The following is a 12,395-nucleotide window of genomic DNA, read 5'->3' on the forward strand; positions in this document are numbered from 1 at the left end:
CAAAATGTCGAAATGCTTTTATTTTCTTAATTTATCAACCAGTTCTTCATCCGGCGTTACAAACAATGTTGTTTGGCTGTCATAGATGACATATCCTGGTTTGGTTCCGTTTGGCTTACGAATGTTCTTCACTTTTGTATAGTCAACTTGTACCTTGGATGATTCCCGTGCTTTTGAGAAGTAGGCTGCCAAATTTGCGGCTTCAGCCAACGTTTGTTCCGATGGGTCAAAGCTTCGAATGATAACGTGGGAGCCTGGAATATTCTTCGTATGCAACCATGTGTCCCGCTTATCAGCAGTGTGCATGGTCAGCTTTTCGTTTTGCAAGTTGTTCTTTCCAACCAGAATTTCGGTTCCGTCAGTTGAAACAAATTTTTCCGGCTTGGCAATCTTTTGACGTTTGTTTTTCTTCTTTTTGTTCTGTTCATGGTCACGTAAGTAATGACCTTGTTCCAGTTCATAACGAATATCGACAAGATCTTGCGGATCGGCCAACTCAATCTGGGACTGAATATTTTCAAAATAATCAATTTCTTGTTGAGTGAGTTTGATTTGTTCACCGACAAATTTAACGGCATTCTTTAATTTTTGGTATTTCTTAAAATAACGCTGCGCATTTTGCGAAGGGGACTGTTGATTCGACAGCTGGATTTTAATTGGCTTGTCTTCCTCGTAGTAGTTTGGCAATTCAATGGAGGTCATTCCACGATCGACTTTGTTCAAGTACGTGGTTAAAATCTCACCTTTAACCCGATAGTCATCGGCATTTTCTGTTTCTTTCATATCACGTTTGAGCTTTTTTAGCTTATTTCGATTTTTCTTTAATTGTTTTTTGACAACTTGAATTAAAACGGAACCTTGTTCCCGAACGCGGTCACGTTGTGCTTTGCTGGCATAAAACGCATCCAATAATTCACTTAAAGTTGGGAAAAATTGATTTTTGGTTGTACCTGGGTAAGGAAATGCGGTAAAATTAATCTTGTTACCTGCAACATGGCTAAAGGTTGGCTTTGGAGAACCGAAATTCTTGAAGAAATCTTGGAAGTTCTTTTCAACATTCTCATCCTTATGCAAACTATTTGCAAGTGCCAAAGATGTGTCATTACCCAATCCTTGGACAGTCTTACGTAAATTGTCTGCTAACATATCGACATTTGGGAAATCTGTAATTAATTTCTTAATCTTGTCGAAATCAGTCATCTTAAATGGATTTTGCAAATCCTGCTTTGGTGGCTTTACATAAGTGGCACCAGGAAGAAGCAATCGATATCGGTTCACATCTGAGCCAACGTGTTTAATTGCGTCGATTATTTTGCCGGATGCCTGGTCCACTAAAATAATATTGCTATGTCGCGCCATTATTTCAACGATCAAGTCTAGTTTTGTTTGATCACCCAGTTCATTTCGAGCGGTAAAGGTTAAAGTCAAAACCCGGTCGTTTTCTTGTTGGGAAACGTCGACCAGAATACCACCACTCAAATGCTTTCGCATAATCATTGTAAAGTTTGTTGGGACGCTTGGATTAACATAGGGCACCTTCGTTATTTGCACCCGCGCATACGTTGGGTTGGCCGATAACAGAAGCTGCTGATTTTTCCCGTGAGCTCGGATAGTTAATATGAGCTCATTTGGATAGGGTTGATTAATTTTACTGATCCTTCCGGTTTGAAGAAGGTCGGTTAATTCTTCTTTCATAGAATGGGTAAAAGAACCATCAAATGACATCTTATCACTCACTTTCGTATAAGTAGCATGTACTAGTATAGCGCACTTTCCTTACTGATGCTAAGGAAGACACATGTTATTTGTATGTAATTATCAAATAGCGTATACTAATTTTTCGGAGGTCTTTTCATCATGAAGGATATTCTTGTGGCACTTAATTCTGCCGCCAAAAATCATCGGTCCCAAATATTTTCGATTACCAAGGCAACCGGATTAACGATTTCTGAATGGAAATTGTTGACTCAAGTGATTGCGGGTAATACAACTCAAGAAAAGTTATCTGAAACGACTAAGCTCGATATTTCCACTTTGTCACGCCAATTAAAGAGACTCTTGGAAAAAGAAATGATTGAAAAGACCGCTGTTGGACGTGATAAACGGCAGCTTATTTATACAGTAACCGAAAAGGGAACCAAGTCCAGTGAATACGTTGAAGCAGAAATTGCGAAATTAACCGAGCGGGTATTCAATCATTGGACAGATGAAGAAAAAAATTTATTGAAGATATTGATTAATCGACTTGAACAAAGTTTGGATCGAATATAACGAGCAGGTGAATTTAAATGAAAATTGCGATCGTGACTGATAGCACGGCTTATCTAACTAAAGAAGAACGAGAAAAATATCATATTACGGTAGTGCCGATTCCTGTTATTATCGATGGCCGGGAATATAAAGAAGGTGTCGATCTTACAACCGAAGCCTTTTACGACAAGCTGAAGAATTCTCAGGCGTTTCCCAGCACGTCTCAACCGCCAATTGGTGAAATGATTGAAGTGTACAACTCACTGGCAGACCAGGGTTATGATACTGTTATCAGCATTCATCTTGCCAGTACCATTTCTGGATTTTATAATTCACTGGTTCAAATTGCACCAACCATTGAAAACATCAAGGTGATTCCTTATGATTCAAAAATTACGGTTAAGTTGATGGGCTATTTAGCCATTCAGGCCAGCAAAATGGCTAAACTTGGCCGGACACCCGATCAGATCATTACATATCTCGATGGGCTTCGCCAGACGATCAACGAAGTGTTTGTTGTCGATGACCTTCAAAACCTGGTTCGTGGTGGACGTCTTTCCAATGCCTCGGCATTTATTGGCGGTGTGTTGAAGATAAAGCCGTTACTCACATTTGATGATAAAAGTAATGAAATTGTTGCATTTGAAAAGATTCGTTCTCGGAAAAAAGCTTTGAAACGGGTTGAAGAAATCTTTTCCAAGGTTCATGAACAGGTCGATTATCCACTTAGGGCATTGGTTATCAACGGTAACGACCCCAAGGCAGGAAATGAATGGGCTACCAAAATTCACGAACTTTATCCCGATATGAAAATTGAGCAAAGTTATTTTGGACCAACCATTGGAACCCATTTAGGCGACAAGGCATTAGCTCTTGCATGGCTGCGTGACTTTGATCAAGACAGCCTTTAAAGTGAACTATTTTAACAAGCAATCGCTAATTGTTCAGTAAAACACGAACAAAGCGATTGCTTTTTTTATTTCATGTGATAGACTTTAAGAGTTACATAAATTAAATATGGGGTAGGATTCAATGCGTTAAGTGTCGGAGGAACGGAATGTGAACTTCGAACGAAAAATGACTGGCTACGACTTGTCAGTCTTTTGCGGTGTTGTTTCCGCATTCACTATGTTATTTAGATTTCCACTAAATAATGGTGAGCTCCTTTTGAGGAGATGCTGCATCATGAAGTCATTATCATTAAGTGTTCATAAATTGAGAGTCGTCGATATTGTTGTTTTGAGCATTTTTCTGTCATTGTTATTGGTCCTCAGCCGGTTTACCTTTGGTATTTGGGATTGGAGAGTCAGCTTCGGCTTTATTATAATAGCAATTGCCAGCGCATGGTATGGGCCGGTCTGGTCATCTTTAATTGCTGGTATGGCGGATATCATCGGAACTTTACTTTCTGGTGCTGTGTACTTTCCTGGCTTTACTGCCTCTGCAGTTCTTGGTGCGATGGTCTATGGCTATTTCTTCTATGGCAAAGAAGTGACTGGTAAGCGAATTATCATTTCCCAGCTGCTCATTATGGTTGTTGTTAACACCATTTTGAACACATACTGGCTCTCACTTCTTTTCAAAACACCATTTTTAGCGGCTTTACCGATTAGAATTATCAAAGAACTGCTGAACACACCCATTCAAATGGGATTGCTTTATCTTGTGTTAAATTCCGAGACCTTGAAAAGGACTCAAAAACGTTTGTTCAAATAATACTGTGCGACACATTGGCTTGATGCCTAATGGGCCGCTTTTTGTATTGCTGTGAAAGGAGTTGCCAGCGATGTACCTGATTCGAATCCATAGTATGAAATTTCATAGTCACATTGGCGTTTTAGACGCTGAAAAAATTGTTGGTCAAAATATTCAAATTGATTTGACGGTCAAAGTCGATGCCGAGCCCAAAAATGATGATCTTAGCACAACCGTTTCTTATGCCGATTTTTATCCAGACATTGCCAAGATCGTTGCTGCCAGCCACGCTGATTTGGTGGAAACCTTGGCACAAGAAATTATTGCAAAGATTAAAGGAATTGATCCGCGGATTGTCGAAGTCAAAGTTAACTTGAAGAAACAGGCCACACCTGTTAATGGTGTTTTTGATGATGTTGAAATTGAAATGGAGGATTAATGATGCAAGATGTTTATCTCAGTTTAGGAAGCAATATTGGCAATCGTGAGCTATACCTCCATAAAGCCATTGAAATGTTGGGCAATGATCCACAGATTTTGATTGACAAGGTTGCTGACTTTTATGAAACCTCACCAGTGGGTGGCGTTAAACAACGTTCATTTATTAATACGGCAGTTAAGATTGCGACAAATGATGAACCACTTCAGTTACTCGATAAAATTCACCAAATTGAAGCGGACCTCCAACGTGTTAGAACTGTGCACTGGGGTCCTCGAACAGTCGATATTGATATTATTTTCTTTGGCACGCAAGAAACTCAAATTGATAAACTGACGATTCCGCATCCCGAAGCATTTAATCGGTTATTTGTCTTGATTCCCATCAAACAAATAATGGATCACGATTCTCCATATTATGCCAAAGTTACTCAGAAAATTGATCAATTTCCCGATAAGGATCAGTTAATTGCCAAAAGTAATCATCCGGATTCATATAAAGAATCCATTAAACGTTCAGTGACCAATTTATTGTCCACCATTGGCGAAGATCCCAATCGGCCAGGGTTACTTGAAACCCCTGACAGAGTGGCCAGAATGTATGGGGAAATCTTTGCTTCTACTGGATTGGACGACTTCCAGGATTACAAACTATTTGATGATCCAAACAAAGATTCAAAAATGGTCATGATCAAAAACATTCCATTTTATTCCATGTGTGAACATCATATGATGCCGTTTTGGGGAAAGGTCAACGTTGGTTACCTGCCAAAGAACGGAAAAATCATTGGCCTAAGCAAGATCCCACGATTAGTTGATTTTGTATCACACAAGTTAAGCCTTCAAGAAAAGATAACCGACGATATCGTCAGCCAAATGAATAAAATTTTGGCTCCCCAAGGTGTTGCCGTCGTTGTTGATGCCCGCCATATGTGTGTTGAAATGCGTGGTGTTAAGAAGACCGGATCAATTACACGGACAACCAAGTTTTCCGGTATTTTTGAGGAAAACAGTGCCCTCCGTCATGAGTTTTTACAGTCTCTTTAGGAGGTTATTATGAATAAACCAGCGGAGTTTACAGGTTTTTTATATGATCAAGGTGACCGAATTGCTCTGTTGAAGGCCGTCCTTGATGAGCTTTCAAACCCGGATACGGATTTCTCAATCATCCATGTATGTGGAACCAATGGTAAAGGGTCAACTTCAGCCATGATTGCTTCAGTGTTGAAACAGTTGCATTATCGGGTGGGCATGTTTACCAGTCCGTTCATTGGTAACGTCACTAACGGCATTCAAATTAACGGTCAAAATATTAGTTCATCGGATCGGCAGGCTGCCCTTGAAACCATTGAAAAGATTATGCAGCTGGACCGTTTTAAAGGTCAAAAGCTGTCTGAATTTGAGGCCGAATTTGTTGCATCAATGATTTACTTTTCCAGGCAAAAGGTTGATTATGTCGTGCTTGAATGTGGCCTCGGTGGCGAACTTGATGCAACCAACGCTGTCAGCACGACCATGTATTCGATTTTCACCAAAATTGGGCTTGACCACATTGGCATTCTTGGTGATACCATTCAAGAAATTGCCACTACCAAGTCAAAAATTATTCAGCCAAATAACGTCACCATTGTTGCGCCAAATCAAAGACCAGCTGCATTTGATGTCATTTCCAAAGAAGCTCAAAGCAAGTCGGCACATTTGATAAGTGCCCAAGAAACCAAAGTTGCGGAGTCAGACGTTACGCCTCAATCACAATTGATTCAATTTCAACGGGGAAAAATCTCCGGTAAGTTCCAGTTCAGTCTTCAAGGAACCTATCAAATTGAAAATGTTGCGACAGTTATTACGTGGTTGCTGGATTTTGTCCAGCGGCGGCACATCGATGTGGATATTGATCGATTATTGACAGATGCATTAGCTAACATCAACGTCCCTGGTCGATTTGAAGAGTTAGTGCAGAACCCTAAGATCATTGTTGACGGTGCCCATAATTTGGATGCCATTTCTGCGTTTGTCGATACGGTTGATGCAAAATTCAATCAATTCCACAAGGTGATTATCACTGGATTCTTGAAGGACAAAGATTATACCGACTGTGTTGAATTGCTAACTCAAATTCATGACGTGAGTTTTCGGCTGACGAGTCCGGATAATCCTAAACGGGCACTTTCAGCAAAAAGTCTTCAGGCAACTTTCAAACATTTTACGCAAGTCGATTACCCAACATTTTCCGATCCAATTTCTGCTTTAAAGGCAACTGTTCAAGAGGTTAAACATCAAAAAGACACCATCATCTTAGTGGCTGGCTCTTTTTATCTGCTAAATCCAATTCGAACATTTATAAAAGACGGGAGTTTTCAAAATGACAAATAACAAAATACATTTTACCGGCCGTGGCTTTGATTTTGATATAACGGATGACCCAATTATCTATTCAATTTTAAATTTAACTCCAGATTCGTTTTACGATGGCGGCGTTAATTCCAGTATTGATCAAGTCCTGGATCGAATTGAAACTGAGCAGCAATACGGCGCCAAAGTATTTGAACTCGGTGGTAAGTCTTCAAAACCACATTTTGACGACATTAGTCCAGCTGAAGAATGGGGTAGGGTTAAACCCTATCTGGATGCCATTCAGAAGAAGTTTCCCAACATTGTTTTGGCGATTGATTCAAATACCAATGAAGTCATTGAAGAAGCTTTAAAATCAGGTATTCAAATTATTAATGACATTGATGGTTTTAATTCCGCAGCAAAGCTGAATTTGGTTAAAAAGTATCATCCATCGGTTGTCACAATGTTTAATGGTCGTAACTTTGATGAGCAGCCAGATACACTCGAAGAGACGATGACTAACTTTTTCAATAAAACGATTGCTGATCTGGAGTCGGTGGGTCTTGATAAAGAAAATATTGTGATCGATCCTGGTGTTGGTTTTTCCGATGCCAATACCCTCCAATTTGATTTGACTAAGATGCGTTACACAAAGAAAATGCAACAGTTCGCTGCACCCATTATGATTGCGATTTCTCAAAAGAGTTTTGCTAAGCGTTTGTTTAATGCTGATTCAGAACATCGGCTGATTCCAACATTGCTTTTTGAAGCTTATATGGCTCAAATTGGCGGTCGAATTATTCGAGTTCACAATGTGAAAGAAACTCAAGAATTAATTCAAACTTACAAAATATTTCAAGACATCTTAAATTAGTTATCAAAATAAGGCAAAAAGGGCGAAAATGACGTTTATTAATGAATTAACCACATCGATCGAGATGTTGGAAAAACAAACATATCCGTGGAGCGATTCCAGCAAACTTGACCAAATTAAAACACTGATTCAGCAAAATTCAGCGGGCTTGCGCAATCGGAAATCATCATTACATCTTTCCGCAAGTGCAATTGTCTTCAAAAATGACCAGGCCATCTTTATCCGCCACCCATATTTACACACGATTCTTTTACCAGCGGGGCACGTGGACCCAGGTGAATTGCCGATTGAATGCGCCATTCGAGAATTTCATGAAGAAACTGGTGGGACCGTTATTCAGAACACTGGTAAATTAATTGACGTGAATATTATTGACATTCCCGCAAATCCGCTCAAAAATGAGGGGAAACATCAACATATTGATTTTCGATATACGTTTAAGCAAGCGGATATTCAAGCGGACAACGCCGAACTGCCGGTTTTTCTCCTAATGAAAACTAGTAGCCCAACGGAGTTTCAACCGTATTTTGATTTGTTATCGGTATAAAGTTTGTTCTACGTTGTATTTTAAGAAAGTGTGAAATGAGTAGATGGATAGGAATGACTTTAACATTCGGCCAATGAAGGCTGAGGATTATCCAAATGTCTATCAATTATGGCAGCAAATGCCCAATCCGCATATTAGCGACTTGGATGATAGTTTTGACGAAATTAGTCGATTGTTGCGTTTTAATCCAGGATTTTGTTTTGTAGCAGAGACTGATGATCATCAAATCATTGGCAGTGCATTAGGTGCAACAGATGGTCGCCGTGGGACGATTTATCATTTGGTGACAGATCCGATGATCTCGGGTACAGACTTGAAACGGACGTTGGCAAATCTGATTATAAAAAAACTAAAGGCTGTTAAAATTCATAAAATGTCTGTAACGGTTTTGGATGATAATCAAGATGACCAATTATTTTGGAAAAGTCTGAAGTTTGTCAATCTTGATAATACGAAAAGATATGACAAAATTATTTAGTGATGTCGACTGTCCGAGTGGGGAATCTGGATATTGGAAGTCAAACTTTAAAACAGTTTCTACTTTACATAATATATATTATACGAAGTAGTGAAAAAAGAAAGAAATGACGGGAAATCTCAAATTTGAGACTGACGACCGGTTTCTTTCTTTTTTGTTAATTTCCATTTAAATTGTTTCCAGAATCATTATTGCTCATTATGTTGATTCAGGTTCGAATCCACGATTGGTAATTGTTGGCCTTTACTTTGCAACTATGGCGCAGAATGCGTTTCTCAAACGTCGATATTTCCTTGTGCTTAGACCTTTGCGGATCACTGATTCGTTTTGTCCGTTTTGACTTTATACATCACACGAGTACTTGTTCCAAAACTGACTTTGGGTATTTTCTACTGATGAACTTTTGGCAGTTAAATATGTGATATGTGTTGGACGTATTTTTTACTGAGCACGTTTTGTCGATTATTCATCTGCAGTCGTCAGCATTGGCATTTAATCATTGGTATTAGTTAAGCACGGATTTTATATGTAACGATACTACAAGTTTGGAACTTTGCCTGGTTGGCGTTGTGTGTCATTCTTAACGAGTATTCCGCAACTGTGTCTTTGATTCCTCGATCAAGCACTGGGACCGACAGCAATGGTATCGTATTGCACATTTCCTTAATTTCATATCCGAAGCTGCACAGCCATCTAAAATCCTGATGTGCTCAGCCAACGTCGATGCTGCTGCATGCTGATCTACTGGAACCTGCCTAAAAGTTCTAATCTGTTAACCCATTATTTTATGCTATACTTAACTTAATAAAATATACGTTTTATTAAGTTATACATATAAAAATCTTGAAGCCCTACCAAAATTTGGTATTTTAGCGTTTGCTTAAGGAGTTATTATTTATGAATAATCAACAATATCTCAAACACAATGAACAGCTTCTCCAAACTTTGCCCAGCTATATCAATGAATATTACTTGGACAAGTCAACCGTTCCTTTATCCCCTGCCACTTTGTATCAATATCTCAACGAATTCCACCGTTTCTTAACTTGGACAGTTGATGTTGGAATTGCTGATGTCAGTGACATAAAGGATGTTTCCCTGTCGACTTTGGAGCATTTCAAAAAGCAGGATATGGAGCTTTATAAGTCTTATTTACTCAATCGTGGTAAGCAAACCGCTGCCAACCCTCAGGGAACCATTTCACATCGGACGGTGAATCGGTCATTAAATGCACTTTCAGCTCTCTTTCGGTATCTTACTGAGGAGACTGAAAACGCGGACGGTGAGCCCTATTTTTATCGAAATGTCATGAAAAAGATTGCCTTAGTTTCGGATAATGAGACCTATCAAACGCGTGCTAGGAACATCAAAGATCAACTGATGCTCGGCGATGCGGATATCAAATATGTCGAATTTATCAAAAATGATTATCCAAATTCGATTACCAATAAGCGCACGCTTGTTCTATATAAACGTGACTGTGAACGTGATGTTGCCATCAATGCGTTAATGCTGGGAACCGGAATCCGAGTCTCTGAGTTAACGAACGCGAATCTGAAAGACTTAAACCTGCATAAAGCGACCATTTCCGTTCGACGTAAAGGCGGCAAGCATGATTCTGTGCCAATTGCCGGTTGGGTTATTTCTTATTTACAGGATTATCTGAAAATTCGCAAGCAGCGTTATCTAGCCACAAAGGACACCCCTGCCCTCTTTTTAACGAAAGGGGCTACTTCCCCAAGACGCATTTCAACGGCAACCGTGGAGCTGCTGGTGGCCAAATACTCGCAGGCATTTAACCATGTCAGGATTACACCCCATAAATTGAGACATACTTTGGCATCAAAATTATATTTGGAAACCAACAACGAACATTTGGTGGCCACTCAGCTTGGCCAAAGTTCGACCAAAGCGACAGGCTTGTATACACATATTATTGATACAAAACAGCGAAAAGCTCTCGATGAACTCCACAAGCCACGAAAACATTAGATTTTAAGTTAGACAGACAAAAACCGCTCCTTTCAGATTGTTGAAAGAAGTGGTTTATTTTTTTGCGATTGCTTTTTGATACGCCTGCCACATTTTTAACTGAACCTTTGGAAAGGCAATATCATTGAAATGATCAATCTGAATCCATTTACCAGGAAAGTAGCTGAGATCTGAATCGGCTGGTAAGCTTCCTCTCAACAAGGTAATGTGCCATTGCTGATGAGTGAAAGTATGAATGACGGGTTTGGCCGGCAACTGATGAAGATGGACCGGCAATCGATCCTCAGTGCTCATTTGTTCTTCAACTCGATGAATCAGAACTTCTTGTGAGTCTGATTTATCCTTAATTAAGTCATGTTGGTCAAACATCGGAAACATCAAGAAATTGGCAAGAATGCCGGTTGACGGGCGTTTGTCAAATAAAATCTGGTTGTCCGCGTGTAACACTAAGGCAAAGAAATCATGGCGGACTGGCCGCTTTTTCTTCGTTTTGACAGGAAATTGATCTTCAATGCCGTCAAGATAGGCCTGGTTAAATTCTTTTACCGGGGAATGACTCGAATCATAGTTTGCAGCCGACATGTAGCTGGTACCCAAATCCATAATGGCTTGATTAAAATCACCTGGTCGATCCTTTGAAATGATCTGATCGACCACATTTTCAAAGACTTTTCTTGTTTGGGGTTTGGCAACATCATCGTCAATTTCCAGTAATCTGGAAAAGACTCGAAAGGCATTCCCATCAATGGCTGCCACCGGCTGGTTAAACGCGATACTTGCTATGGCGCCGGCAGTGTATGGGCCAACACCACTGAGTTCTTGGAGGCCCTTAACAGTCGTTGGCCATTGACCATGATAATCCGTCACAATTTGGCGAGCGGCCTTTTGTAAGTTTCTGGCACGAGAATAGTATCCCAGGCCTTCCCAAGCTTTCATCAAATGGGCTTCGTCGGCATCTGCCAGTGCCTGAACGGTGGGGAATTCTTTCATAAACCTCAGATAGTATGGAATAACGGTCTGCACCTGAGTTTGTTGCAGCATAATCTCTGAGACCCAGACGTGATATGGATCATGATCCTTACGCCAAGGCAGATCCCGTTTATGTTGGTCATACCAGTTGAGTAAAGTTTTTTGAAATGCCGTGATCGTCTCTTGGGACCATTCAATCACTTGTAATTCCCTCCATTAATAAAAATCAATGACGCACAAAAACAGCAAGCACCACCATTCATAAGTGTAACTTGCTGCTTAGATCTTAATGCTTTTGCCAGTTTTGTTTAATGAATTTTTCTCGGCCACCCATTTCTTCCATTTGGAATCTTAGTGGGTTCTTTTTGTAGAATTCCTGGTGTTCTTCTTCAGCCGGGTAGAATGGCTTGGCATCTTCGATTTGAGTGACAATTGGGCTGTCAAACTGTTCGCTTTCTGCCAACGCTTTTTTAGAGGCTTCAGCAATTTTGCGCTGTTCGTCATCTTTGACAAAGATAACTGGGCGGTAATTGTCACCACGATCTTGGAATTGACCCATTGCATCCGTGGGATCAGTTTGATGCCAGTAAATTTCAACCAGTTGCTTATAACTGATCACTTCAGGATCAAAATAAATTTTAACTGCTTCTGTGTGTCCGGTCGTATGGCTGGATACTTGTTCATAAGTCGGGTTTGGAACATGGCCGCCGGTATATCCGGAAACAACTTTGTTGATCCCAGGCATGGTATCAAACGGCTTTACCATGCACCAAAAACATCCACCTGCAAAAATTGCTGTATCTTCCATCCATTGCACC

At 40.1% G+C, this 12,395-nt stretch carries 13 protein-coding genes and 1 riboswitch; of the genes, 10 read left to right on the plus strand and 3 right to left on the minus strand.

The genetic code is table 11. The annotated features are described in order from the left end of the window. Positions 1-18: 18 nt before the first annotated feature. Complete coding sequence (locus DNL43_RS09830; RefSeq protein ID WP_057962345.1) at positions 19-1,725, minus strand: NFACT RNA binding domain-containing protein; 1,707 nt, start codon at positions 1,723-1,725, stop codon at positions 19-21. Between the two features lie 132 nt (positions 1,726-1,857). Between DNL43_RS09830 and DNL43_RS09835 the strand changes: the two genes are divergently transcribed. From DNL43_RS09835 to xerS, 10 genes are all read left to right on the plus strand, one after another. Next, positions 1,858-2,271 carry a MarR family winged helix-turn-helix transcriptional regulator gene (locus DNL43_RS09835; protein WP_057962344.1) on the plus strand — a complete coding sequence of 138 codons (414 nt, stop codon included), beginning with the start codon at positions 1,858-1,860 and terminating at the stop codon, positions 2,269-2,271. A 17-nt stretch (positions 2,272-2,288) separates the two neighbouring features. Continuing rightward, a complete protein-coding gene (locus DNL43_RS09840) occupies positions 2,289-3,161 on the plus strand; it encodes a DegV family protein (protein ID WP_057962343.1) in 873 nt (290 codons plus the stop codon). A gap of 105 nt (positions 3,162-3,266) precedes the next feature. After that, positions 3,267-3,381: riboswitch (THF riboswitch) on the plus strand. Between the two features lie 54 nt (positions 3,382-3,435). Next, the gene (locus tag DNL43_RS09845; protein ID WP_057962342.1) at positions 3,436-3,966 is read left to right on the plus strand and encodes a folate family ECF transporter S component; all 531 of its coding nucleotides are present in this window, start codon (positions 3,436-3,438) and stop codon (positions 3,964-3,966) included. Between the two features lie 70 nt (positions 3,967-4,036). Then, on the plus strand, positions 4,037-4,384 hold the full coding sequence (gene folB / locus DNL43_RS09850; RefSeq protein WP_057962341.1) for a dihydroneopterin aldolase: 348 nt from the start codon (positions 4,037-4,039) through the stop codon (positions 4,382-4,384). 2 nt (positions 4,385-4,386) lie between these two features. Then, positions 4,387-5,430 carry a GTP cyclohydrolase I FolE gene (folE, locus tag DNL43_RS09855; RefSeq protein ID WP_179286848.1) on the plus strand — a complete coding sequence of 348 codons (1,044 nt, stop codon included), beginning with the start codon at positions 4,387-4,389 and terminating at the stop codon, positions 5,428-5,430. Between the two features lie 9 nt (positions 5,431-5,439). Continuing rightward, the gene (locus DNL43_RS09860) at positions 5,440-6,756 is read left to right on the plus strand and encodes a bifunctional folylpolyglutamate synthase/dihydrofolate synthase (protein ID WP_054768869.1); all 1,317 of its coding nucleotides are present in this window, start codon (positions 5,440-5,442) and stop codon (positions 6,754-6,756) included. Continuing rightward, positions 6,746-7,591 (plus strand): dihydropteroate synthase, encoded by an 846-nt coding sequence (folP, locus tag DNL43_RS09865; protein WP_057962339.1) that lies wholly within the window; start codon positions 6,746-6,748, stop codon positions 7,589-7,591. The genes DNL43_RS09860 and folP overlap by 11 nt, the downstream gene beginning before the upstream one ends. A gap of 64 nt (positions 7,592-7,655) precedes the next feature. After that, positions 7,656-8,138, plus strand: coding sequence for an NUDIX domain-containing protein (locus tag DNL43_RS09870; protein WP_225364641.1), 483 nt, complete (start codon positions 7,656-7,658; stop codon positions 8,136-8,138). Positions 8,139-8,181: 43 nt separating this feature from the next. Then, the gene (locus DNL43_RS09875; RefSeq protein ID WP_057962338.1) at positions 8,182-8,616 is read left to right on the plus strand and encodes a GNAT family N-acetyltransferase; all 435 of its coding nucleotides are present in this window, start codon (positions 8,182-8,184) and stop codon (positions 8,614-8,616) included. An 897-nt stretch (positions 8,617-9,513) separates the two neighbouring features. Continuing rightward, positions 9,514-10,608: a tyrosine recombinase XerS gene (gene xerS, locus DNL43_RS09880; protein WP_057962337.1), complete on the plus strand. Its 1,095-nt coding sequence runs from the start codon at positions 9,514-9,516 to the stop codon at positions 10,606-10,608. Positions 10,609-10,662: 54 nt separating this feature from the next. Here xerS and mutY read toward each other — a convergent pair whose 3' ends face one another. Both mutY and msrA read right to left on the minus strand, forming a co-directional pair. Then, entirely contained in the window at positions 10,663-11,778 is a 1,116-nt protein-coding gene (gene mutY, locus DNL43_RS09885; RefSeq protein ID WP_057962336.1) for an A/G-specific adenine glycosylase, read from the minus strand. An 85-nt stretch (positions 11,779-11,863) separates the two neighbouring features. After that, entirely contained in the window at positions 11,864-12,385 is a 522-nt protein-coding gene (gene msrA / locus DNL43_RS09890) for a peptide-methionine (S)-S-oxide reductase MsrA (protein WP_057962335.1), read from the minus strand. Positions 12,386-12,395: the final 10 nt, after the last annotated feature.

The organism is Lentilactobacillus kefiri (assembly GCF_009739535.1).
GTDB classification, from domain to species: domain Bacteria; phylum Bacillota; class Bacilli; order Lactobacillales; family Lactobacillaceae; genus Lentilactobacillus; species Lentilactobacillus kefiri.